24 protein-coding genes are annotated in these 23,635 nt (G+C 69.2%); 10 read left to right on the plus strand and 14 right to left on the minus strand.

The features are described from left to right. Window positions 1-92: 92 nt before the first annotated feature. From mmsB to MRBLMI12_RS06995, 3 genes are all read right to left on the minus strand, one after another. Window positions 93-992: a 3-hydroxyisobutyrate dehydrogenase gene (gene mmsB, locus MRBLMI12_RS06985; protein ID WP_363355111.1), complete on the minus strand. Its 900-nt coding sequence runs from the start codon at window positions 990-992 to the stop codon at window positions 93-95. 42 nt (window positions 993-1,034) lie between these two features. Then, the gene (locus MRBLMI12_RS06990) at window positions 1,035-2,195 is read right to left on the minus strand and encodes an acyl-CoA dehydrogenase family protein (RefSeq protein ID WP_414686203.1); all 1,161 of its coding nucleotides are present in this window, start codon (window positions 2,193-2,195) and stop codon (window positions 1,035-1,037) included. Between the two features lie 204 nt (window positions 2,196-2,399). After that, window positions 2,400-2,753 carry a YciI family protein gene (locus MRBLMI12_RS06995; RefSeq protein ID WP_349425366.1) on the minus strand — a complete coding sequence of 118 codons (354 nt, stop codon included), beginning with the start codon at window positions 2,751-2,753 and terminating at the stop codon, window positions 2,400-2,402. A 227-nt stretch (window positions 2,754-2,980) separates the two neighbouring features. Between MRBLMI12_RS06995 and MRBLMI12_RS07000 the strand changes: the two genes are divergently transcribed. Genes MRBLMI12_RS07000 through MRBLMI12_RS07010 form a run of 3 tightly spaced genes read left to right on the plus strand, consistent with a single transcriptional unit; the run spans window position 2,981 to window position 3,932 of the window. Further along, entirely contained in the window at window positions 2,981-3,160 is a 180-nt protein-coding gene (locus MRBLMI12_RS07000; RefSeq protein ID WP_363355113.1) for a hypothetical protein, read from the plus strand. 40 nt (window positions 3,161-3,200) lie between these two features. Further along, window positions 3,201-3,569, plus strand: a complete 369-nt coding sequence (locus tag MRBLMI12_RS07005; protein WP_363355115.1) for a bleomycin resistance protein — start codon at window positions 3,201-3,203, stop codon at window positions 3,567-3,569. 15 nt (window positions 3,570-3,584) lie between these two features. Then, a complete protein-coding gene (locus tag MRBLMI12_RS07010; RefSeq protein ID WP_363355117.1) occupies window positions 3,585-3,932 on the plus strand; it encodes a hypothetical protein in 348 nt (115 codons plus the stop codon). Window positions 3,933-3,980: 48 nt separating this feature from the next. Here the strand turns inward: MRBLMI12_RS07010 and pulA are convergent, their stop codons facing one another. Next, window positions 3,981-9,713: a pullulanase-type alpha-1,6-glucosidase gene (pulA, locus tag MRBLMI12_RS07015; RefSeq protein ID WP_363355119.1), complete on the minus strand. Its 5,733-nt coding sequence runs from the start codon at window positions 9,711-9,713 to the stop codon at window positions 3,981-3,983. 218 nt (window positions 9,714-9,931) lie between these two features. Here pulA and MRBLMI12_RS07020 point away from each other — a divergent pair, with 218 nt between their 5' ends. The 4 genes from MRBLMI12_RS07020 (at window position 9,932) to MRBLMI12_RS07035 (ending at window position 11,886) form a co-directional block, all read left to right on the plus strand. Beyond that, entirely contained in the window at window positions 9,932-10,345 is a 414-nt protein-coding gene (locus MRBLMI12_RS07020) for a VOC family protein (RefSeq protein ID WP_363355121.1), read from the plus strand. A gap of 137 nt (window positions 10,346-10,482) precedes the next feature. Then, a complete protein-coding gene (locus MRBLMI12_RS07025; protein WP_363355123.1) occupies window positions 10,483-11,052 on the plus strand; it encodes a dihydrofolate reductase family protein in 570 nt (189 codons plus the stop codon). Between the two features lie 150 nt (window positions 11,053-11,202). Beyond that, window positions 11,203-11,589, plus strand: a complete 387-nt coding sequence (locus MRBLMI12_RS07030; protein WP_349425373.1) for an SHOCT domain-containing protein — start codon at window positions 11,203-11,205, stop codon at window positions 11,587-11,589. A gap of 156 nt (window positions 11,590-11,745) precedes the next feature. Further along, window positions 11,746-11,886 carry a hypothetical protein gene (locus MRBLMI12_RS07035; RefSeq protein ID WP_349425374.1) on the plus strand — a complete coding sequence of 47 codons (141 nt, stop codon included), beginning with the start codon at window positions 11,746-11,748 and terminating at the stop codon, window positions 11,884-11,886. Window positions 11,887-11,939: 53 nt separating this feature from the next. Here MRBLMI12_RS07035 and MRBLMI12_RS07040 read toward each other — a convergent pair whose 3' ends face one another. Next, window positions 11,940-12,527, minus strand: coding sequence for a GNAT family N-acetyltransferase (locus MRBLMI12_RS07040; RefSeq protein ID WP_363355126.1), 588 nt, complete (start codon window positions 12,525-12,527; stop codon window positions 11,940-11,942). A gap of 359 nt (window positions 12,528-12,886) precedes the next feature. Here MRBLMI12_RS07040 and MRBLMI12_RS07045 point away from each other — a divergent pair, with 359 nt between their 5' ends. Together MRBLMI12_RS07045 and MRBLMI12_RS07050 are read left to right on the plus strand one after the other, a co-directional pair. Beyond that, window positions 12,887-13,738, plus strand: coding sequence for a hypothetical protein (locus MRBLMI12_RS07045; protein ID WP_363355128.1), 852 nt, complete (start codon window positions 12,887-12,889; stop codon window positions 13,736-13,738). A 217-nt stretch (window positions 13,739-13,955) separates the two neighbouring features. Then, the gene (locus MRBLMI12_RS07050; protein ID WP_363355130.1) at window positions 13,956-15,656 is read left to right on the plus strand and encodes a substrate-binding domain-containing protein; all 1,701 of its coding nucleotides are present in this window, start codon (window positions 13,956-13,958) and stop codon (window positions 15,654-15,656) included. A 28-nt stretch (window positions 15,657-15,684) separates the two neighbouring features. Here MRBLMI12_RS07050 and MRBLMI12_RS07055 read toward each other — a convergent pair whose 3' ends face one another. The 9 genes from MRBLMI12_RS07055 to MRBLMI12_RS07095 all read right to left on the minus strand — a co-directional run bounded on the left by MRBLMI12_RS07055 (window position 15,685) and on the right by MRBLMI12_RS07095 (window position 21,855). Beyond that, window positions 15,685-15,912, minus strand: coding sequence for an RNA-binding S4 domain-containing protein (locus tag MRBLMI12_RS07055; protein ID WP_349425377.1), 228 nt, complete (start codon window positions 15,910-15,912; stop codon window positions 15,685-15,687). 46 nt (window positions 15,913-15,958) lie between these two features. Further along, complete coding sequence (locus tag MRBLMI12_RS07060) at window positions 15,959-16,165, minus strand: dodecin family protein (RefSeq protein ID WP_331905830.1); 207 nt, start codon at window positions 16,163-16,165, stop codon at window positions 15,959-15,961. 147 nt (window positions 16,166-16,312) lie between these two features. Beyond that, the gene (locus MRBLMI12_RS07065) at window positions 16,313-17,320 is read right to left on the minus strand and encodes a HoxN/HupN/NixA family nickel/cobalt transporter (protein ID WP_363355132.1); all 1,008 of its coding nucleotides are present in this window, start codon (window positions 17,318-17,320) and stop codon (window positions 16,313-16,315) included. Then, window positions 17,301-18,041 (minus strand): urease accessory protein UreD, encoded by a 741-nt coding sequence (locus tag MRBLMI12_RS07070; RefSeq protein ID WP_363355134.1) that lies wholly within the window; start codon window positions 18,039-18,041, stop codon window positions 17,301-17,303. The genes MRBLMI12_RS07065 and MRBLMI12_RS07070 overlap by 20 nt, the downstream gene beginning before the upstream one ends. Window positions 18,042-18,050: 9 nt before the next feature. Next, window positions 18,051-18,833 carry an urease accessory protein UreG gene (gene ureG, locus MRBLMI12_RS07075; protein ID WP_363355136.1) on the minus strand — a complete coding sequence of 261 codons (783 nt, stop codon included), beginning with the start codon at window positions 18,831-18,833 and terminating at the stop codon, window positions 18,051-18,053. Next, window positions 18,826-19,500, minus strand: a complete 675-nt coding sequence (locus tag MRBLMI12_RS07080; RefSeq protein ID WP_363355138.1) for an urease accessory protein UreF — start codon at window positions 19,498-19,500, stop codon at window positions 18,826-18,828. Before MRBLMI12_RS07080 ends, ureG begins: the two co-directional genes overlap by 8 nt. 8 nt (window positions 19,501-19,508) lie before the next feature. Continuing rightward, window positions 19,509-21,206: an urease subunit alpha gene (locus MRBLMI12_RS07085; RefSeq protein ID WP_363355140.1), complete on the minus strand. Its 1,698-nt coding sequence runs from the start codon at window positions 21,204-21,206 to the stop codon at window positions 19,509-19,511. After that, a complete protein-coding gene (ureB, locus tag MRBLMI12_RS07090; RefSeq protein WP_349425384.1) occupies window positions 21,193-21,543 on the minus strand; it encodes an urease subunit beta in 351 nt (116 codons plus the stop codon). The genes MRBLMI12_RS07085 and ureB overlap by 14 nt, the downstream gene beginning before the upstream one ends. Window positions 21,544-21,552: 9 nt before the next feature. Then, complete coding sequence (locus tag MRBLMI12_RS07095) at window positions 21,553-21,855, minus strand: urease subunit gamma (protein ID WP_349425385.1); 303 nt, start codon at window positions 21,853-21,855, stop codon at window positions 21,553-21,555. 464 nt (window positions 21,856-22,319) lie between these two features. On the opposite strand from MRBLMI12_RS07095, the gene urtA reads away from it, so the two are divergent. Next, window positions 22,320-23,627: an urea ABC transporter substrate-binding protein gene (gene urtA, locus MRBLMI12_RS07100; protein ID WP_349425386.1), complete on the plus strand. Its 1,308-nt coding sequence runs from the start codon at window positions 22,320-22,322 to the stop codon at window positions 23,625-23,627. Window positions 23,628-23,635 lie beyond the last annotated feature (8 nt).

A 23,635-nucleotide genomic window follows, 5' to 3' on the forward strand; every position in this document is an offset into this window, starting at 1 on the left:
CAGGTGAGCAGATCCGCCTCCATGCATCGGCCGCTCGACTGTCACGTCCTGTGGGCTCCGCCGCCACAGGGTGACAGGCGAGCCGACCGAGGTCAGGCGCTCTCGGCGCGGATCGTGTTGATGATCCCCGAGAAGTCCTGGCCGGCGCCATCGCCGGCAGCGTACTGCGCATAGATCTCGCGGGCGAGCATACCCATCCGCGCTTCGACGCCCGTCGCCGAGATCGCGTGCTCGGCGAGCCCGAGGTCCTTGTTCATGAGCGCGCCGGCGAAGCCCGGCTGGTAGTCGCGGTTGGCGGGGCTCGTGGGCACGGGTCCCGGCACCGGGCAGTTCGTCGTCAGCGCCCAGCATTGGCCCGACGCATTCGATGCGACGTCGAACAGCGCCTGGTGCGAGAGCCCGAGCCGCTCCCCCAGCACGAACGCCTCGGCGACCGCGATCTGCGATACCGCGAGGATCATGTTGTTGCAGACCTTCGCGGCCTGCCCCAGCCCTGCGCCGCCGCAGTGCACGGCGCGGCGTCCCATCGCCTCGAGCAGCGGGCGCGCGGCCTCGAAGTCCTCGTCCGTCCCGCCGACCATGAATGCGAGCGTGGCGTTCTCGGCGCCGACCACTCCGCCCGAGACCGGGGCGTCGAGCGACCGGTGCCCGGCCGCCTCGGCGAGCGCGTGAGCGGCGCGCGCCTCGTCGACGGCGATGGTCGAGCAGTCGATGAAGAGTGCTCCGGATGCCGCGACACCGAGCAGCCCCGCAGTGCCGTCCGAACCGCGATAGGCGTCGAGCACCTGCGCACCGGTCTGGAACATGGTGATGACGACGTCGGCGCCGGTGGCGGCATCCGTTCCCGACTCCGCGGTGGTGAGTCCCCCGTCATGCGCTGCGGCGACGGCGGCAGGCATGACGTCGAAGCCCGTCACCTCGTGACCGGCGGCCGCCAGATTCTTCGCCATGGGCAGGCCCATATGGCCGAGCCCCAGGAATGCGATCTTCATTTCGGACCTCCTCGTCGGTGCTTCTCGAACGCGCGGCGACCGTCAGTCGGCGAGCAGCTGGCGTCCGATGATCACGCGCATGATCTCGTTGGTCCCCTCCAGGATCTGATGGACACGCAGATCCCGCACCACCTTCTCGATCCCGTACTCGTGAAGGTAGCCGTAGCCGCCGTGCAGCTGCAGTGCCTGGTTCGCGACGGTGAAGCCGGCATCGGTCGCGAAGCGCTTGGCCATTGCGCACTGCAGCGACGCATCGGGCGCCTTGGCGTCGAGCGCCGCCGCGGCACCGCGCACGAGGGCGCGCGCGGCGTGCAGTTCGGTAGCCATGTCGGCGAGGGTGAACACGACGGCCTGCTTCTCGGCGAGCGGCTCGCCGAACGTGAAGCGCTCGTGCACGTAGCGCAGGGCGCGGTCCAGTGCCCACTGCGCGCCGCCCAGCGAGCAGGCGGCGATGTTGATTCGTCCGCCGTCGAGCGCCGACATCGCGATCTTGAAGCCCTGGCCCTCGCCGCCGAGGATGCTCGCGGCGGGCACGCGCACCTCGTCAAGGATCACCTGGCGGGTCGGCTGCGCGTTCCAGCCCATCTTGTGCTCGATCGCGCCGAACGACAGTCCGGGGGCGTCGGCGGGAACGAGGAACGCCGTGATGCCGCGAGCCCCCGGCTCGCCCGTGCGCGCCATGACGATGTAGACCGATGCCTCGCCCCCGCCCGAGATGAACTGCTTCACACCGGTCAGCACGTAGTCGTCGCCCGACCGGATCGCGCTGCTGTTGATGGCCGCGGCATCCGATCCAGCCCCCGGCTCGGTGAGGCAGTAGCTGCCGAAGCCCGACATCGAGGTGAGGAGCGGCAGCCACTCGCTGCGCTGCGCGTCACTGCCGTACGTGTCGATCATCCACACGACCATGTTGTGGATCGAGATGTAGGCGGCGATCGCAGGGTCGCCCTGCGCCAGCTCTTCGAAGATGGCAGCCGCATCCGAGCGCGACAGCCCTGATCCGCCGAGGTCGTCGCGGGCGTAGATGCCGCCGAGCCCGAGCTCGCCGGCGCTGCGCAGCGTGTCGCGGGGGAAGAACGACTTCGCGTCCCACTCCAGCGCGTGCGGCGCCAACTCGTTCTGCGCGAACTCGCGGACGGCATCGAGGATCGCGGTGCGCTCCTCGGTGGTCAGGCTCGAGGTGAGAGGGGTGATCGTGGACACCGTTGCTCCTTCAGAGATGCAGCACGCCCTCGTAGGGCATCCTGATCAACGCGATCGTGCCGGCATTGGCACCTCGATCATTTTACATGGACTTCCAACTATCTGTTAGGTGAACCATGGAACAACCGTCGGTCACGCTCGCCCGCCCCGTCGAAAGGGCGACTCCCGCAGGAGCCGCCCTTTCGTGATCGCGGATGCCGCCGCTCAGGCCCCGGCGGCCGGCTCCGCCTCGGGCCAGACCATGAACGGCCGCAGCTCGAGCTGTCCGTTGCGGGCCATCGGATGCCGCGACGCGATCTCGATCGCCTCCTCGAGGTCGTCGACCTCGAGGATGTCGAAGCCGCAGATGACCTCGGCCGTCTCGACGAAGGGGCCACGAGCGGTGAGGACCTTGCCGCCGCGGACCTTCACGACGGTGGACTCCGCCTGCGGGGCGAGCACTTCGCCGATGACGCGCTTGCCGCTGGCGTCGAGGGGATCGACCCACAGGTCGACGTCTGAGTCGTCCGCTTCGGTGTCGGGCTCGAGCGAGGTGACGACGAACATCATGTACTTCATGGTCTGATCCTTCCGTTGCGGGCGGGCGCTCGCCAGCCTCACTCCGGTCGTCGCGCGGGGTCGGACGATGTCGACACTTCTCTCGAGAATCTTTTCTGGCTCGGCTCGGGCTCGGCGCCGACTCCGACGGAGCGCGGACGCTCGCGCGACGAGCATCATCCTCTGGACGGACGACGATGAGACTCAGGAGGGACGCGGCAGGACGGGCGGCTCCGTAGCGTCGAAGCATGGCCAGCACCACATCGACCGTCCCGATCGCCCGCCGCCGCGAGTTGCCCGCGGCGGCCGCGCTGCTGCTCACGATCGGCGGCAACATCCTCGTCCTCGCGATCTCCGCCGTCGCCGTGGCCGGTGTCGCCGTCGCAGCGGTCGCCGTCTTCGGCCCCGGCATCCTCGACGCCCTCTGATCCCCTGTCGCCGGGCCCCCCATCGGGCTAGCCTGCGTCTGTGAACGAGCGCGCCGTCCCGATCCTCCTCAGCCGTGACCTTCGTGAGACCCTCGCGTTCTTCGAGAGGCTGGGGTTCGAGAATCGCGGAGCGCCGCCCGAGGAGTGGGGCTACCTCATCATCGGCCGCGGCACCGCCGACCTGCACTTCACCGAGGACCTCTCGGTCGATCCGCTGCGCACATCGTCGATGTGCTACCTCTACGTCGACGACGCGCAGCGCGTATACGAGGAGTGGGCGGACGCGGTCGATCCCGACCCTGCGACCGGCAGCCGGATCGTCGCGCCGGTCACCACGGACTACGGCATGCGCGAGTTCGCCGTCGTCGACCGGAGCGGAAACCTCGTCCGCGTCGGAAGCCCGCTCTGACGCTAGGCTCGCGCCATGACGGACGTCGCGACGAAGCCCCGGCCCGGAACGAGCCTGCGAGGTTTCTCGGCACCCATCCTGCTGGTCGGCGCTCTCGTCGTCGTGCCGGTGGCGTTCGGCCTCCTCTTCAACAGTTGGACCGCGCCCGACGACGAGGCCCACGTGCGGATGGCCTTCGCGACCGTGGCGGGGGCGACCCTCGCCATCGCCACGGTGCTGGGGCTGCTCGTCGACCGGATCATCCGCCGCGCGACCGTCTCGACGATCGCGATCTTCACCGTGATCGCGTTCGTCGTGGTGCCATACGAGCTCAACGCGATCTCGCGCGCCGCGGAGCTGCTGCTCACCCGACTGAACATGTGACGAGCTCTCGGCGCTCGCCCGCCACGTGACGGGCGAGCGCCGGGAGCGTCAGCGACGCTGGGCTTCGACGAGCACCACCGCGGTGCGCGCCGGCACCGTGATCGTGCCGGTCGCGGCATCCCACGTCGTGGTCTTCACGACGGGGTCCGAGCCCTGGGCGAGCGCCGGCGTCAGCGAGAACTTCCGGCCGGCGAGCTCGGCGACCGTCTGCGTGGTGGGCTCGGTGCCGGCGTTGAAGACCACCAGCGCCCCCTTCAGCTTCGGGTCGACGTCCTTGCCGACGAGGTCGTCGATGAGCATCACGATGACGCCGGGAGCGGCATCCGTCCCGCTGTTCGGGAACGAGACCTTCTGCTCGATGAGCGCGGCGGATCCGAGTCTCAGCAGACCGACCTCGTCGCGCACCCGCAGCAGATCGAGGGCGGATGCCTCGGCCGTGGCGATGTCGGATGCGCCCGGCTTGTTCGCGGGATCGGCCAGGAGCGGCGCCAGGTCGTCCCAGTGGTCGCCGTTGTCGTCCTCGCGCGGCAGGCCCGACCCGAAGGTGGACTCCTGCCCGGTCCAGTCGATGCGGTTGAACCAGTCGCCGGAGTTGTAGCTGTTGCGGTCGAGCGACTTCGAGCGCAGCAGCTCCGTGCCGGCGTGCCAGAACGACGGCGTCTGGGCGTAGGCGGTGGTCGCGAGCGACAGCGTGTTCATGCGCACGCGGTCCGCCATCGAGGTGTCAGCCGGCAGTTTCAGCACCGAGAGGTCGTACAGCGTCTCGTTGTCATGCGCGTCGACATACGTGATGACCTCGTCGGGCTGGTCCGCGTAACCGGCGGGCGAGCCGTTGTAGTCCAGCTCGTCGCCCGCCTTGAGCGTGCCGTCCGCCGACATGAAGGTGAAGTCGCGCAGGTTGCCCGCGAGCCCGAGCTTGACGAGATCGGTCTTGTGGGCGAGATCGGCGAACGGATCGCCGGGTGCCGACTGGTCGCTGCCGTTGGGATCGGTCGCGAGGCCCGTGCCGAAGCCCTGGGAGAACTTCGAGCCGGCGTCGACCGGGCTGCCGCCGTGCACGGCATCGCGCAGCCGGTCGCTGAACGTGCCGATGCCGGTGCCGCCGAGCTGACCCTGCGTGGCCTGCTCGAAGAGGGCGTTGTTCGCGACCTCGCCGAAGTTCCAGCCCTCGCCGTACAAGTAGATCGCCTTGCCGTCGACGCCGTCGCGCTTGAGCGTGAGCTCGTCGAGGGCGTCGCGGATCGCCAGCATGTTCTCCTTCGAGTGGTGGCCCATGAGGTCGAAACGGAACCCGTCCACCTTGTACTCGCGGGCCCACAGCACGACGGAGTCCACCATGAGCCGCTGGGCGACCTCGTGCTCGGTGGCCACGTTCTGGCAGCACGTCGACGTCTCGACCCCGCCGGCCGCGTTCAGGCGCTGGTAGTAGCCGGGCACGACCTGGTCGAGCACCGAGGTGTCGGCCTGTCCCGACGCCGAGGTGTGGTTGAACACCTGGTCGAGCACGACCTGCAGGCCCATGCCGTGCAGCGCGCCCACCATCGAGCGGAACTCGGCGACGCGTGCGCCGCCCTCCGGGTCGACGGCGTACGAGCCCTCGGGCACCGAGTAGTGGTACGGGTCGTAGCCCCAGTTGAAGCCGTCGGCATCCACGATGTTCTCGATGCAGGCCTGCTGCTCGGTGCTGTCGGCCGGCATCGATGCGAGGTCGCAGTCGGGCACGGCCTGTTGCGTGCGGTCCTCCTCGATCGTGGCGATGTCGAAGGTCGGCAGCAGGTGCACCGTGTTGATGCCGGCGTCGGCGAGCTGGCGCAGCTGCGCCGTGCCCGCGCTGTCACGCGTGAACGCCCGGTACGTGCCGCGCTCTGCCGCGGGCACCGACTCGTCGGTGACGGAGAAGTCGCGGACGTGCAGCTCGTAGATGGCGCGGTCGACGGGCCGGTCCACGATGGGCGCCTTCGTCTTCTCCCACGCCTTCGGGCGCCACTGCTTGTCGTGCAGGTCGATCGCGACCGACGCTTGCGAGTTGGTCGTGAGCGCCACCGAGTACGGGTCGGTGACCTGGTTCGTCTCGACCACCCCCGTGGTCGGCGCGTAGACGACCACCTCCCACAGGTACTCGTCGCCCTTCAGAGCCTTGGCACCTGCGACGGTCCAGATTCCGGATGCCGCATCCCACGTCGCCTCGTGACGCACGGGGTCGCCGGCCTCGGCCCCTGAGCCCGTCGAGGGCTCCCACGTGAGCAGCGTCGCGCTCTGCGCGGTCGGGGCCCACAGGCGGAACGTCGGCTTGTCCTTCGCGAACGTCACGCCGAGGTCGGCGTCGGCGACGGCATCCGCGTAGAGGTCGTCGAGCACGCCCGGGATCTGCACCCCGGTGAACGCCCGCACGGTGCTGTCCGCGTCGCGCTGCGAGACCAGGAGCTGGCCGCGCAGGAGGGCCGCGGCATCCGTCCCATCCGCCACCCGCAGCGCGACGTAGCCCGCCAGAGCCGGGAACCGCTCCTTCTGCGCGTCGGTGAGATCGCCCTCGACGCGGGTGAGCTCGACCGTCTCACCCCCGACGACTTCGCCGTCTTCCAGAGCGAGGGATGCCGCCGCCGACGCGTGCAGCTGCCACGACGCCTCTGCCGGGTCGGCGCCGAGGTCGGCAGGCCACGCGAGCGTCTCTTCGTCGATCCAGTGCGCGCGCTCCTCGCCGAGGCCGGGGAGCCCGTCGCCGATCTGCAGCACGTGGGTCGCGAGCGTGTACCGGAACACCACGGGCACGCCGTCCTCGGCGGTGAACGAGTAGTTGGACCCGCCCGCAGCACCGCCGACGCCGTAGTTCTCGCTCCAGCTCATGCCGTGCGCGACCTTGCCCTCGTACGCACCGGCGGGGAGGTCGACGGTGAGCTCGTAGACGCCGTCCTTGTCTCCGTCTGCCATGAGGCTCGCGAGGCAGTCCGGCGCCCAGTCGCCCGTGCAGCCGCTCTCGCTCTGGTGCGAGCCCGGAACCGTCACGATGGGGCCTTCGGCGCTCGACTGCACGATGTTCGTGCGCGGGTCGAAGTAGAACGAGATCGGGCCGCCGGGGTGCGTGATGGCGATGTTCCCGCCGCCGAGCACGCCGTTCGCGCCGTAGTTGATCGTCCACGAGCCGTCGATGGCGACCTTGTACTCGTAGTCCCCGGGCGCCAGGTCGAACGTACCGGCCCAGATGCCGTCGGCGCGCAGGGTGAGCTTCGCGGCCTCGCAGCCGGGCGCCCAGTCTCCGGCGCAGCCCATCTCGGAGTTGAGGCTGCCGGGCACCGTCACCATCGAGATCGGCGACTCCGGCTCCTCCGGCACGTCGAGCGTCACGGCGTTGCCGACCGATGCGTAGGTCGAAGCGGCGGCGTGGGCGCCGGCGGCATCCGTCGTCACGGCGCGGTACTCCACGAGCGTGCCGTCGGCGAGGCCCTCCGCAGTGTGGAACACGCGGGGGTCGGTGTCTTCAGCCGTGCCGAGCGCGTGCCATTCGTCCGAACCGACCACGCGCCACCCGAAGCTGGTCTCGGTCCACGTCGCATCGTCGACGTCGGCGGCGATCGGCGCCGAGCCGGTGACCGCCGCGCCGGCGGCGGGCGCCGAGACGGTGACGGCGAGCGGCGCCTCCGGCGCGGTCACCGGCCGGTCGGCGCGGTAGACGACGGCCGACAGAGCCGGGACGGTGACGGATGCCGTGGCTGCGGCATCCGTCGAGATCGCCGTCGTCGTGCCGTAGACCGGCTCGAGGGACGCGCCGCGGGTGAGTGTGGTGAGGCTCACGGTCTTGTCCGAGGCGGTGTTGTTGAGGGCGACCAGGTACTCCACCTTCTCGTCGCGGTCGACGCGCGAGAAGGCGTAGACGCCCGCGCCGCTGTCGGCGTAGCGCTCGATCTGTGCGCCGGTGACGAGCGCCGGGTGTGCATCACGGAGCGCGGCGAGCGCGGCGATCCGCTCGTAGATCGGCGCGGAGGTGTCGTAGCGGTCGACCGAGCCGGCGGTGGCACCCGTGATGAGGTTCTGGTTCTGGTACGCGGCGACCTCGGTCGCGAAGAGGCTCTGGCGGGCGTCCTTGTCGCCGCCCGCGCCTGCGAAGCCCTGCTCGTCGCCGTAGTAGACGACGGGCTGGCCGCGGCCCAGGAACATCAGGTCGTGCGCGAGCAGGTCGCGCTCAAGCGGGTTCGACATCGACTGCAGCATGTAGCCGACACGGCCCATGTCGTGGTTGCCGAGGAACGTCGGCAGCGCCGTGGCCGATGAGTCGGGCGTCGTGTACCAGTCGTCGCCGGCGTAGAGGCTCTGCAGCCCCTTCGCGCTGTTGCCCGACGCGTAGCTCACGGCCGAGGACTGGAACGTGAAGTCGAGCACGCTCGACATGTCGGTGTCGCGTACGTACGGCGAGAGTTTCACCGGATCGGCGTCGTAGACCTCGCCGAACATGAAGAAGTCGGTCTTGCCCTTGACGTCGCGCGCGTAGTCGAGCACCTCGGTGGTCCACTGCTCCCAGAACTCGAAGTTCACGTGCTTGGCGGTGTCGATGCGGAAGCCGTCGATGCCGAGGTCGATCCAGTCCTGATAGACCTCGACGAAGCCGTTCACGACCGTGGGGTTCTCGGTCATCAGGTCGTCCAGGCCGTCGAAGTCGCCGTACGTCACCGACTCGCCCGTCCAGGTCGAGTTGCCGCGGTTGTGGTACAGCGTGGGGTCGTTGAGCCAAGCCGGGGTCTTCGCGTCCGCGTCCTCGGCCGCGATCACCGGCGGGTGCGGGAACGAGGTCGCCGGGTCGAGCGCCGGGAACGAGTCGGTGCCGGCATAGGTGGCCGGGTCGAACGCGGTGCCGGCGGCGTCGCGGTAGGGGGTGGTCGCCTGGTCGACGTAGCCGTACTGTCCGTCGGCATACGAGACGACGTCGGCGGTGTGGTTCGTGATGATGTCGAAGTACACCTTGATGCCCTTGGCGTGCGCCTCGGCGATGAGCGCCTCGAGCTCCGCGTTGGTGCCGAGATGCGGGTCGATCTGCGTGAAGTCCGTGATCCAGTAGCCGTGGTAGCCGGCGCTCGCGTTGGCGCCCTCGCCCTGCACGGGCTTGTTCTTGAAGCTCGGCGTCAGCCAGATCGCGGTCGTGCCGAGGCCGTCGATGTAGTCGAGCTTCTCGCGGAGACCGGCGATGTCGCCGCCGTTGTAGAAGCCCTTGTCGGTCGGGTCGAAGCCGGTCGTCAGGCGGTCACCCGTCAGGCCGCCCTCGTCGTTCGACTCGTGCGCGTTGGCGAAGCGGTCGGTCATCACGAAGTAGAACTGCTCCCGGCTGCCGGGCTGCCGCACCGGGGCCGTGACGAGGGCGTCGTCGTCGGCGGTGTAGCCGGCGCGCAGGCTCTTCACCTCGACGCCGACGCGGTGGGTGCTGTCGTCGAACACGAACCGCAGCGTCGACGGGCCGTCGACCGTGAGCGGGATGTCATCGTCGCCCCCGTTCAGCCCGTACGACTCGTCCCACGCGTCGTTCACCGCGACCTTGTAGGCATACGAGCCGGCCGGCACCTCGAACTCGGTGGCGTAGATGTTCGCCGTCGCGGTCGGGGCGAGCTCGGTCGCGGCGCAGGCGGGCTGCCAGTCATCGGGGCAGCCGAGCTCGGACTGAAGGCTGCCGACGAGCGCGAACGTGCGCTCGGCTGCGGCGGCGGGAGCGATCGCGACCACTCCCCCGGTCAGGATGAGGGCCGCCGCGGTGAGGCTTGCGGTCACGATGCGGGCACGGGCTGAGGTCGACTTCGACACAGGAGCTCCTGAGTGGGGGGCACGGCGACGTGCCCGTTGTGGTGCGATGTGCGGCCGACATTAGCAGTGCGTTCGACCCAACTGCAAGCGCTTACATGATGAGAACGCCCTCATCCGGCGGATGCTGGGCGCCGCGGCATCCGTTTCATCTACTATCCACGCAATCGCTTGCAGAGTGGTGTCTCCGCGGGGCCGGCGAGATGCGGAATACTTCCGGGATGCCCGTCTTCGACCACCTCGGCGTCAGCGTCGACGACCTTCCGTCCTCGATCGCGCAGTTCGATCCGGTCTTCACGGCGCTGGGATTCACCAGGTACGACGCCGACAACGGCGTGTCGTGGCACACCGAGGGCGAGACGGAGTTCATTCTGCTCCCGGCCCGCGAGCCCGGCACCGGCCCTCACCGGCATGGACGAGTGGGGTGGCAGCACCTCGCGTTCGCCGTCGACTCCCGCGCCGAGGTCGATCGCCTCCACGGAGTCGCCGTCGAGGCCGGCTGGTCCGTCGTGCGGGAGCCGAAGCTGTACCCGCGCTTCAACGATCGGTACTACGCGTCGTTCGTCGAGGACGACAACGGCATCCGCATCGAGTTCATGCACAATCCCCCGCGGGAGCCCGCCGAGGCGAGCTGATCCGGCCGACGCCCGAGCGGGCAGCGTCTCTGCACCGCCGGGGCGCGGGTTCGTGGCGACCGCGACGACCGCGACGTACTCGCCGAGCCGGCGCGAAGGGAGGACAATGCCTGCATCGACGCAGAGCGGAGTCGTGCATGGCGAACACGGTGCTGTACATGTCCATGTCGCTCGACGGGTTCATCGCAGGACCCAACGAGACCGACGAGAACGGTCTCGGCGATGGCGGCAGCCGGCTCCATGAATGGGTGTTTCCTCCCGAGGGCGGAGCGAACGCGCAGATCGTCGACGAGTTCATGTCCACCGGCGCCGTGGTCGCCGGTCGCGGCACGTTCGAGCCGGCCGAGGGCTGGCACGGCGACCACCACGGTGGCGTGCCGATCTGGGTCCTCAGCCGCCGGCCGATGCCGGCGTGGGCACGCGACATGGCCGCCGTGCACTACACGAACGACATCGCCGCGGCGTTCCGCGACGCACGACAGGCGGCGGGCGACAAGGACGTCCTGGTGCACGGCGCCGCCACGGCCCAGCGCGCCATCGCGGCAGCCCTCCTCGACGAGATCGAGATCCACCTCATCCCCGTGCTGCTCGCAGAAGGTCGCCGGCTCTTCGAGCACCTCGGCTCGCCGCGCCGGGAGCTCGAGCGGATCAGGGTCCTTCCCGGCGAAGGCGGTGTGACGCACCTCCGCTACCGCATCAGGTACTGACGGAGGGTGCGACTGCGCACCGGTCCCGACGTCGGTGTCACCCTTCGCGGGTGATGAGCGGACGGGCGATCCGGAGGATGGTGGCATCAGCGCGAACCGCTGAACGCGGACGCCCGCGCGGTACGCCGCCCGAACGAAAGGCACGTCATCATGACCGGCAGCTTCTGGGACTTCCTGCTGTGGATCTTCTGGTTCTATATCCTCTTCGCCTGCATCTGGATCTTCATCACGATCATCATGGACCTGTTCCGCGACCACACCCTGAACGGCTGGGGCAAGGCCCTCTGGGTCATCTTCCTCGTCGCCGTCCCGTTCCTCGCCGCCTTGATCTACCTCATCGCCCGCGGCCGTGGGATGAGCCAGCGAGAGCTCGAGCGCCGCGGACAGGCCCAGAGTGAAGCCAACGCCTACATCCGCGGCGTCGCAGGCGCCCCGTCGGCTTCCACCGAGATCGAGTCCGCCAAGAAGCTCCTCGACTCGGGCGCCATCACCCAGGACGAGTACAACGCTCTGAAGGCGAAGGCCCTCGCCGCCTGAGCCTCGCCGAGCGGGTCCCGCCGGCGCTGTCCGCAGCAGCTGGTCGCCGACGGGACCCCCGCCCGGGAACATGACGGTGTGACGATCCCGGGCGAGCAGGGCATCCCGCTCGCTTCACAGCGTGCGCCGTGCCGGTCAGGTCCATAGGCTGGCCGCATGACGGTGGATGCTGCGGATCCGCGATCCTGCCCGACCTGCGGAGACGCTCTGAGGTTCGAGATCCTCGACGATGAGCGATTCCTCGTCGCATGGTCGTGCGTGAACTGCGGCCTGATCCGCACCACCGAGCCGGTGTAGCGGCGGGCGGCTGCTTCGTCTTGCTCTGCGCGCCCGGCGCGCCGGACCCGGGGTCAGCCCGGGGCAGGTGGGACCGTCTTGCGCATCACGGTCTTGCTCTTGCCGATATGGCGCTCGAAGGTGAATCCCGCCTTCTCGAACATGGCCCTCGTGCCGTTGTGGAGGAACGAGGACGACGTCTTCTTGCCGGGGACGAGCTCGTTGGGGAATGAGACGACTTCGCCGCCGCCGGCCTGCGCGATCAGCGCGAGTGCGCCGTCCAGAGCCTCCCGCGCCACTCCCGAACGCCGGTGGTCGCGGTCGACGAAGAAGCAGGTGATGCGCCACGGCGCCGGGTTGACCTCACCGGCGTCGTACTGCTTGCGGTGGTAGATGCCCGGCAGCTCGGCCGGACTGCCGTACTCGCACCACGCGATCGCATCCTCGCCGTCGAAGACGAGCGCCGCGTGAGCCACTCCCTCGTCCACGAGTCGCTGCTTGAACGTCGGACGGTCGTACTCGCTCTTGACGGTGTGCTCGGTGTCATCATGGAAATACGAGCAGTAGCACCCGCCCCAGACCCCGTTGTGCTTCTGCGCGAGCGCCAGCCAGGCCGGGAAGGTCTCGGGCGTCAGCGGCTTGATCACGTGCGATGTCGTCATGCACAGGCCTCAGCTCTCGGTCCAACGCGGCGGGGACGGCGCCGCGTTTTCGAGTGAGACGAGTGAACGACCACGGAGGATCACCCGCAGGGCGCGTGCCATGCCGTCATCCTGTCAGCATCACCGATCGATGTCACGGCTCTCATCGCCCGACCCAAGCACGCTGATCGAGCCGGCGCTCTGTTCACCCTCGGTTCGAGATCTCGCCCGATCAGCGTCACCCGCGCGCGGTACGTTCTGTGCGATGACCACAGCAGGTGTTCTCTGGAGATGCGATGCCGAGGACCGTTACGACAGAACCGAGCCCTGCGCCGGGAGGTGAGCACGCCGGTCGCCCACCCGCGAAGATCACGAAGCGCGTGTGGCTTTCGGGCCTGGTGCTCGCGATCGCCGGCTTCGCCATCGGCGCCGCTGTCTTGTACGGGTGGATGATCGACGAAACCCACTTCGACCGTCCGAGTCAGGAATTCGACCGGCTCGAGACTCAGCTCGAGGACATTCCCGGGGTCGTCGGCGTCGCCACGGAGCGATGGGTCGAAGCGCCGACATTCTCGAACCCGACCTCATGGGTGTCAGTCACGGTCGACGAGGCCGGCTTTCCCGGTCTGCTCGAGGCGGCCTGCTCGACCGACTATCCCGATCCCGTCACGTGGTCCATCCGCGTGCGGACGCCCGCGGCAGCCGAGGTCTCGCTCCATTCGGCGCCGACCGTCGCGAACAGTGCCGATGGCGACGAGCGATGCCCTGACTTCGGGTTCGACGCAGCGCCCCTCGTCGACGAACTCGACCGGGCCGCCCCGGGTCTCGCTATTCAGCCGTCGATCTGGGAGAACGGCAGATTTGCGCTCGTCGTTGTGGAGGAGGAGGAGATGCCTGCGGGGTTCATCCACCTGCTGCCTCTCATCGAGCACGCCGACGACCTGCTCGTCGCCGCCGGTCTCGATGCGAACGAGGCCGTCGAGATCAACTCGGCGAATCTCGGCTTCGTACTCGAACCAGGCGAGAGTGACCAGTACCTCGCGCTGCTCACCGAGCTCACCGAAGCCCGCGCGGTCCGCAGTTACTGGGCCGACGGCGGGGGCACGACTGTCGACGGAGTCGAAAAGGTGCAGATCGTCGCCCCGGATCAGCAGCACGCAGCGATCGAAGAGGTCATCCGGTCTTCGGGGCTGCACATCGCAGATCTCCCGGTGAGGTTCGTCGGGCAATGAACTCGTGACTTCGATGGGCCTCAGTTCTCGTTCGACTCCTCGGCACGCATGACGAGAATGCGATGCCGCGGCTCGCGGCGAGTGAGGGGTCCGTACGTTTCGGCGCTGCCCCCGTCGCCTATACTCCACTGAAGTATCCCCCCACGTACGATGCCGTATTCCCCCGATACGACGCCGTATCCCATGCGGGCACCACCCGCCGTCCATCGGAGTGCTTGTGGTCAGAGAGCAGCCGAACACGCCCGCCAGCGACAGTGCGCCCACGCGCGCGGCCGCGCGTGCTGCGCAGCAGCGGAGGCGCTCGCTGATCCTCCTGGGCGTCATCATCGTTCTCGCCGTCGCCGTCGCGGTCGTGCTCGGCGTGTTCTTCCTGCGCGGAGCCCCCGGTGAACCCGAGCAGGACGCGTCGTCGACGTCGACGAGTGACTGTCTGCCGGCGAGTCTGCGCATCACTGCGGATCCGGCAGTCGCGGGCGCGATCGAGGCGACCGTCGCCGAACTGACCCGATCCCGCGCTGACTGCCCCGGCGTGACGATCAACGTGGAGGACAGCTCGGCCACGGCGGCGGCGCTGGCCTCGGGGTCTGCGCCGGAGTTCGACGTCTGGGTGCCCGACTCCGCGATGTGGCCCGCGCGGGCGACCGGTCAGGCGGAGCTCACCGGGGTGGACGCCGCGGAACTGGTCGTCAGCGACCCCGTGGCCAGCACGCCCGTCGTCTTCGCCGCGACCGAGGCGACGGCGGCTGCTCTCCAGACCGCCGGGGCCGGGTTCGCGAGCCTGGCGGCACCTTCGGTCGCCGCCGTGCTGCCGGATCCGTCGACGGTCGCGGCGAGCTCCGCCGCGCTGCTGGCTCTGCAGACGGCGGTCGCCGGAGACGCGCGGATGTTCACGGCGATCGCGCTCGGCCTCGACGCCGGCGTCGTTCCCACCGCCGCCGACGCGCTCGCGGCGGCCTCCACCGCGACGACGCCGACGATCGCCGTGACCACCGAGCAGGCCGTCCTGGAATACGACGAGGATGCCGAGACCCCCCTCGTGCCGATCTATCCGGCCGACGTGAAGCCCGCGGTGAGCGTGTCCCTCGTGACGCTCGCCGACGCCTCGGACGACACACTCGCGGCCGTGAAGCAGCTCTCCGCTTCCCTGGTGGGCGGGAGCGACCGGCTCGCCGAGTACGGACTGCGCGATGCGGCGGGCAGCACGCTGGACTCCACCACGGAGGACGCCGGTGCGGCATCCGAACCCGTCGACAGCGCCAACCAGGCCGAAGCGCTGCGCACCTGGCAGATGATCACGGCGCCGTCGCGGATGCTCTCTCTCAACGACGTGTCGGGTTCCATGCTCCAGCCCGCGACCGCCGACATGCGGCGCATCGACCTGTTCGAACAGGCCGCGGTCCGGGCGATCAACTCGCTGTCGACCGACTCGTCGCTGGCCACCTGGGTGTTCTCGAGCCGGCGGATCGGCGGGCAGGACTGGCAGGAGATCGTCCCGTTCGGTCCGCTGGGCGATCCGGCGCACAAACAGCGCACGATCGACACGGCGAACGGGCTCGACAGCCTGGTCGGCGGCGGGACCGGGCTCTACGACAGCGTGCTCGCGGCGGTGCAGTACATGCGCGAGACCTACGTCCCCGGTCAGGTCAACCTGGTCCTGCTCAACACCGACGGGTACAACGAGGACGACGAAGGCCTCGACCTGCCGGGGCTGCTCGCGCAGCTCGAGACGCTCCGCGACCCGGCGAAACCCGTCGCCGTCATCGCGATCGGCTACGGACCCGACACCGACCAGGCCGCCCTCGAGCAGATCGCCGCCGCCACCGACGGTGCGGCTTATCAGGCGCTGCAGCCGACCGACATCGGCACGGTGCTGGTCGACGCGGTCACCCAGCGCGGCTGCCGCCCGAACTGCGGCTGAAGACGAGGTGACGTCCGCGTCGACGCCCTCACGGGCAGACGCGCACCCGTCGTCCCTCGAAGCCGACGATGTCGCCGAGCTGCAACTGGCGTCCGCGACGGCGATCGACCTCGCCGTTCACGAGCACATAGCCGTCGATGATGGCCTCTTTGACGTTTCCGCCGGAGTCGAGGAGTCCGGCGAACTTCACGAACTGCCCGAGGCGGATGTCGTCACCGCCGATCGAGACATCTTCGATCGGCGGCAGGTTCGTCATCCCCGAATGCTAGCCGACCGGGCGCCGGCCGGTGCGGGCGATCGGCCTACTCGGGCGCGTACTTGAAGGACAGCTGGACCCGGGAACGGAACAGCAGCGTCCCGTCGTCGCCGACCACGACGTCCTGCTTCGTCACCTCGGCGACGCGCAGGTCGTGCAGTGATCCCGCGGCGGTGGTGATGGCCTCTCGTGCCGCCTCCTCCCAGGACGAGGCACTGGTGCCGATGACGTCGATCACTCGGTAAACGCTCATCTTTGAACCCCTCATCGCTCGATGCCGACGAACCCATACTGATCGCGCTTGCGCCCGGATGGAAGGGCTGCACCCCTTTCGACGCGCGGCGCGCCGCGCGAGGAGGTGCGCGCATCGCGGTACGGCGCGAGGCTCCCGTGGCCGGCGTCAGTTCGTGGTCGTCCGAGGCCGTCGCATGGTCACCAGCACAACCGCCCATGTGACGAGGAGCATGCCCGTCAGCACGAACCCGAGTCCGTCGATGCCCACCGATGCCACCCAGGGAAGCGGACCTCCGATGTTGAGATTCGCAACGAGGACGTCCGACAGCTGGACGATCGCGATCAGCACGGCGGCCACCACCGATATGCCGGTCATCACGAGCGCGTACACCTCACCCAGGTGGCGCCGACCGGGCTGCCAGCTGTACGCGCGGCGCATCACGGCGCCTTGGGTGGTGTCGAAGGCGCTCATTCCGGCGGCGAACAGAATCGGCAGGGTGAGCGCTGCCCACCAGGGCACGGCTCCGAAGCTGGCGGCACCCGCGAGCGCGAGCAGCCCGATCTCCGTCGCGGTGTCGAAGCTCAGCCCGAACAGCAGTCCGACCACGTACATGCGGGACGGCCGATCCACCGCTCGCTCGAAGGGCCCGAGCATCCGCAGCACCGGACCGCCTGCGTGCCCGTGGCGGCGCCGCAGCGACGCGATGTTGATGGCGGCGATGATGAGGAGGAAGACGCCCGAGACGGTGGGGCCGATGATCCCGGTCCAGGTGCGAAGGGCGGAGGAGTCATCGGCGAGCGACGTGCCGATCGCCGTGATTCCGAGTGCCAGCAGGATGCACAGCACGACGACGATGGTCGAGTGGCCGAGCGAGAACCAGAATCCGACGGTGTTGGCCGGCTTTCCGCGTTCGGCGAGGCGGCGCGTGGTGTTGTCGATCGCAGCGATGTGGTCGGCGTCGAACGCGTGGCGCACTCCGAGGGCGTACGCGGTGAGCCCGACGCCGAGAGTGACGAGCGTGCCCCCGCCGCCACCGAGCGGGATGCCGGCGGGGATCACCAGGAGGACCAGGACTCCCCAGCCGAGCACGTGCAGGATCGCGATCAGCGAGATGACGCCGATCGTGCTCCGCCGGATGCGTGGCCCGGTCTGATCATCGCGGAGTGCTGTCAATGTGAGTCCTTTCCGGCTCAGGCGTGAAGGGGCGCTCCTGCGCGTGCGAGACCCAGGCATCCCACACGCGGTCCAGGGACGAACCGTGCGTGTGGTCGGAGAGGTGACGCGCCATGGATCCGGGCCGATCGAACTCGAGGTCGCCCGCACGGGCGGGCGGGCGGAATCCGACCGCGATCACGGCATCGATCACCCGGTTGCTGCCGAGCACCCCGGGCTCGGGCATACTGCCGGCTGCCTCCAGCCGTTCCACGAGGAGGGGTCCGCCGCTATCGGAGACCGCGAGCGCCGAGGCGAGTCGCCCGCCCCGTTCGCCGTGCCTGCCGAGCACGAGCGTCTCGCGGATCACCGCTCGCGCGTCGGAATCCAGGGTGATGCAGGTGCGGCGTTCGACGTCCGCCCCGTCCGTGACCACGAAGGGCAGACCGTGCCACAGCAGCGTCCCGCCGGCTCCGACCGCCACGTCGAGGATCCACGACGAACGCGCGCCGCGATAGGCGACCGTCCCCCCGACGTCCTCGATCTCGACCGTGCACCCCGGTCCGACGTCGATCTCCATGTGCACCTGATCGCCGCCGAGCAGCACCATGCCGGCTGCGGCGACCGCGATCTGCGCGTGTGTGCGATCGCGCGAGATGAGGCGCGGTGCGAGCGCGCCCACGGCGAGCTCCACATGCGCCCGCGGCTCACCCGCGACGACCGCGATGCGCGTCGAGGTCACTCGTTCGTCTCAGCGCCCCGCGGCCTGCGTGCGGGAGTGGTCATGGACGTGGGTGGCGTCGGCGGCATCGTGGTCGTGGGAGTGGACGAACCCGCCCTCGGGATGCTCGTCATCGGCGTGGAAGTGCGGGGCCATCGGCCCGGGGTCCTGCGCGATGTGGGTACCCGCCCGGTGGCTCGCGAGGATCATCAGCACCCAGGCACGCAGCGCCGCGACCGAGGCTGCGTCGTGCCGCGACAGGGCCAGCACGGCGCGGCCGTCTCGTGCCCCTTCGGCATCCGTCACCATCTGCGCCACGTCGACGCCGACATACGGCGCCAGGTCGGTCTTGTTGACGACGAGGAGGTCGGCGCGACCGATGCCCGGGCCGCCCTTCCGAGCGACATCGCCTCCGCCGGCGACGTCCAGGACGAAGATCTGCGCGTCCACCAGGGCCGGCGAGAACGTCGCCGTCAGGTTGTCGCCGCCCGACTCGATGAGCACGACGTCGAGGGGCGCGAAGTCCCGCTCGAGGTCTTCGGCGGCCAGAAGGTTGGTGGTGATGTCGTCGCGGATCGCGGTGTGCGGGCAGGCACCGGTCTCGACGGCCCGGATGCGCTCGGGGTCGAGCACACCGGCGGAGCGGAGGAACCGGGCGTCCTCATCGGTGTAGATGTCGTTCGTGATGACGCCGAGGCGAAGGTCGGTCGCGAGCGCGCGGCACACCGTGGCGATGAGCGACGACTTGCCGGTGCCGACGGGGCCGGCGACGCCGAGCCGGAGCGCGCGGGGAGCGAGTGGTGAGTCAGGCACGGAAGAGTCTCCTGTTCGTTGCGGCGTGGGCTTCTGTCCACGCTTCGGATTCGGGGGCGCTCGCCGCAGGGATCGCCTCGGGTGAGTCGAGTGCCGCGAGCTGCAGGATGAGGGGATCGACCGCTGCGCACGCGTCGATCACGAGCCGCACGCCGTCGACCGGGTCGCCGGGTTCGAGCTTGAGGAGAGCGGCGACGCCGCCGGCCATGTCGTCGTACACGGCGACGCGCACGAGAGTCTCGGCATCGAGCCCCGCGTGAGCCGCGATCGCGCCGAGGACGATCGGGCGAGGCGGCGTCGCCGTGTCCCCTCCGGTCAGTGCGGCGATCGCCGGCGACTGCGGCCACAGGCGCTGCGCGAGTCGCAGCAGCCCACGGCCGAGGTCGATCGAGGCGGTCCGCGCTGCGCGGCTCGGGGTGCGCGCCGCCCACGCCCGTTCGACCGGCGTATAGGGCGCACCGCTGAGGCCGGCCCGCCGCGCCACGACCGCGGTCGCGGCATCCACGAGCGTCGTCGTGCGCGCCCGGGCACGCAGGAACGCCCCGACGTCCGCTCGCGCGAGCCCGCCCTGGACGGCCGGCTCGACGCCCGCCGAGAACGCGTGCCCGCCCGAAGGCAGACGTGCGTCGGCGAGCAGCATGGTGACGGTGTGCGCGGCGGAGTCCATGGAGCGTCTCAGAACATGGTGTACAGCTGGGCCAGCGGGAGGGATGCCGCGGGTGCCGGTTCGACGTCCTCGCCGTCGATCGCGATCTCGAACGTGTCGGCACGGATGCGGATCGACGGCAGACGGTCGTTGTTCTTCATGTCGGCCTTGCCGATGTGACGCGTGGGCTCGACCGCCGCGAGTCGGCGGCGCAGCCCGAGCGTCTCGGCGAGGCCGTCCTGCAGAGCCGCGGGTGAGACGTAGGTGACCGACAGGTCCGCCCCGATCGTGTCGCCGAAGGACGGTCGCATCATCACGGGCTGAGGTGTCGGGATCGACGCGTTCGGGTCGCCGAGCGCGGCCCACGCGATCGCGCCTCCCTTGACGACGACGTCCGGGCGGACGCCGAAGAACTTCGGGTCCCACACCGTCAGGTCGGCGAGCTTGCCGACCTCGATCGATCCGACGTCGTAGGCGATGCCGTGGGCGATCGCGGGGTTGATCGTGTACTTCGCCACATACCGCCGTGCGCGTTCGTTGTCTGCCGGCATCCCGCCGTCCAACGCACCGCGACGGTGCTTCATGACGTGCGCGACCTGCCAGGTGCGCGTGACCACTTCGCCGATGCGGCCCATGGCCTGTGCGTCGGAGGAGGTCACCGACAGCGCTCCGATGTCGTGGAGGATGTCTTCCGCGGCGATCGTGGTGGCACGGATGCGGGACTCCGCGAACGCGAGATCCTCCGGCACGGCGGGGTTGAGGTGATGGCAGACCATCAGCATGTCGAGGTGCTCGGCGACGGTGTTCACCGTGTGCGGGAGCGTCGGGTTCGTCGAACCGGGGATCACGTTCGGCAGCCCCGCGATCGAGAGGATGTCGGGCGCGTGACCGCCGCCCGCTCCCTCGACGTGGAATGCGTGGATCGACCGGCCGCCCATCGCCGCGATGGTCGACTCGACGAAGCCCGCCTCGTTCAGCGAGTCGGAGTGCAGCGCGACCTGCAGCCCCCACTCCTCGGCGGCGCGCAAGGACGCGTCGATCGCGGCGGGGGACGAGCCCCAGTCCTCGTGCACCTTGTAGCCCGCGGCGCCCGCGAGCGCCTGCTCCTTCAGTGCGGCCATCGAGACGGTGTTGCCCTTGCCGAGCAGCAGGACATTGACGGGGAGGGGATCGAGCGCGCGGTGCATGGCGGACAGATGCCATGCACCGGGTGTGACGGTCGTCGCCTTCGATCCCTCGGAGGGGCCGGTGCCCCCGCCCACGATCGTGGTGATCCCGGTGGCGAGGGCCTCGTGGATCTGCGAGGGCGAGAGCAGGTGGACGTGCGAGTCGATGGCGCCGGCGGTGACGATGCGCCCCTCGCCCGAGATGACGTCGGTCGAGGGCCCGATGACCATGTCGATGCCATCGCTGATGTCGGGATTGCCGGCGTGCCCGATGCCGACGATGCGACCGTCACGGATGCCGATATCGGCGCGGATGATGCCCCACCAGTCCAGGATGACCGCGTTGGTGATGACCGTGTCCAGCGCTCCTTCCGCCCGCGTCGCCGTGGCCTGGGCCATGGATTCGCGGATGGACTTGCCGCCGCCGAAGACGGCTTCCTCCCCGCCTGCGGTGAGGTCGCGCTCGATCTGTATCCACAGATCGGTGTCGCCGAGGCGCACCTCGTCGCCCACCGTCGGACCGTAGATCGCGGCGTACCGCGACCGATCAAGCCAGACCATCGAGGAGCTCCTCTCCGTCGGTCTTGACCCGGATGCCGGGAACCCGCCGCGCTCCGCGCAGCGCGACGGCGTCGAGCTCTCGTGACGCGCCCGGCTCGAAGCGCTGCGAGGTTCCGGACGCGATGTCGAGGCGGAATCCGTGTGCGAGCGCGCGGTCGAACTCCAGGGCCGCATTCACATCGGGCAGGTGGATGTGCGAACCGATCTGGATCGGCCGGTCTCCGGTGTTCACGAACACGAGCCGGATGCGCTCCGCCTCGCTCCGATCGGCATTGAGCTCGATGCGTCCCGGTCGGATCCGGTAGGCGCCAGGGCCTTGGGAGGTAGCGGATGCCACGGCGACTCCTCAGTCGATCGGATGGTGGACGGTGACGAGCTTGCGACCGTCGGGGAAGGTCGCCTCGACCTGCACGTCGGCGATCATCTCGGGAACGCCCGGCATCACCTGGTCACGCGTGAGGACGGCGCGGCCCTCCTGCATCAGCTCGGCGACGCCACGGCCTTCTCTGGCCCGTTCGATCACCCAGCAGGACAGCAGCGCGACCGTCTCGGGGTGGTTGAGCAGGATGCCGCGCTCGAGCCGATCGCGCGCGACCATCGCGGCGACCGACAGCAGGAGCTTCTCGGTCTCGGCGGGAGTGAAGTGCATTCGGGCCTCCGGCTGGTGATGTCAGAAGTGTGCCACAACGCCCGTATTCGCCGACGGCTGCCGAGAGCCCTCACTTCGGCATTCATTCGCGGTTTCCCGGAATTACGCGCTTCTGCGGCCGAACTACGGCGCACGATTAACAGAACCGGAACAATCGAGAAATGTCAGAGTAATGTCACGCGCCCATGCTGGCAGGACCGCAGCAGTCGGCGACCACCTTCCGCCGATCTGAACCGGCACGCGAAGCCCGGCACCAGCAGGCATCGAGACGCACCGCACCACCGGCCCACCCCTGCACCACACCGCTGACCCACCGATCAGCCCGCGCCACCACACCCTCGACGCGCCTCCCTTTCGGCGTTCCCGAGGACAGTGCCGGTGCGACGGCGTCATTCGGCGTGCCCGCAGGGCGGACCGGCCCACCCGAGAACGCATCACCTGCATCACACAGAAACGGAGTTCCCATGACAACGAACAGGACACGGCGGGCGCGAAGCCTGCTGGCTGTTCCCGCCCTCGCGGCGACGGTCGCCCTCGTTCTCGCCGGCTGCGGTTCCCGCGCCGGCGATGCCCCGGCGGCGGCCGAATCGGATGCCGCGGCACCGGCGAGCTGCATCGACACGTCGGGCGACACGATCAAGCTGGGCTTCCTCAATTCGCTCACCGGCGGCATGGCGATCTCGGAGCAGACCGTCTCCAACGTCCTGCACATGGCCGCGGATGAGATCAACGCCGACGGCGGCATCCTCGGCAAGCAGATCGAGTACATCCAGGAAGACGGTGCCACCGACTGGCCGACCTTCGCGGAGAAGACCGAGAAGCTGCTCACCCAGGACTGCGTCGCCGCGATCTTCGGCGGCTGGACCTCGTCCTCCCGCAAGGCCGTCAAGCCGGTCGTCGAGGAGAACAACGGACTGTTCTTCTACCCGGTGCAGTACGAAGGCCTCGAGTCGTCGCCGAACATCTACTACACCGGCGCGACCACCAACCAGCAGATCATCCCCGCGATGGACTACCTCGCCGCGCAGGGTGTGGAGACGCTGTTCCTGGCGGGCTCCGACTACGTGTTCCCGCGCACCGCGAACGCGATCATCAAGCTCTACGCCGAAGAACTCGGCATCGAGATCGTCGGCGAGGAGTATGTTCCCCTCGACAAGGACGACTGGACCACTCAGGTGTCCAAGATCGTCGCGGCGGACCCGGACTTCGTCTTCAACACGATCAACGGCTCGTCGAACGTCGGCTTCATCAAGGCCTACTACGACGCCGGTCTCACCCCCGAGACGACCCCGATCATCTCGGTGTCGATCGCCGAGGAGGAGGCACCGGCCATGGGACACGAAGTCACCGGCAACTACGCGTCCTGGAACTACTTCCAGTCGATGGACACTCCCAACAACCCGGCTTTCATCGAGCGATGGAAGGCCTACCCCGGCAGCAGCGGGGTGACCTCCGACCCCATGGAGGCGGCGTACATCTCGATGTACCTCTACAAGGCGCTGGTCGAAGCGGCCGGCTCCTTCGAGGTCGACGACGTGAATGCGGCAGCCGCGGCAGGCGGGATCACCGTCGACGCGCCGGAGGGTGTCGTCACGCTGGACGGCGAGAACCACCACATCTCGAAGCCGGGCAACATCGGCAGGATCAACGCCGAGAACCAGTTCGACATCGTCTGGTCCTCCGACGGCTTCATCGAGCCGGACCCGTACCTCGAGGGCTACGACTGGTTCCCCGCTGACGTCCGCGATGCTCTGGTAGCCGCCGCGGGCTGATCCTCACC

Origin of the sequence: Microbacterium sp. LMI12-1-1.1, from assembly GCF_040676455.1 — a bacterium.
Taxonomy (GTDB): domain Bacteria; phylum Actinomycetota; class Actinomycetes; order Actinomycetales; family Microbacteriaceae; genus Microbacterium.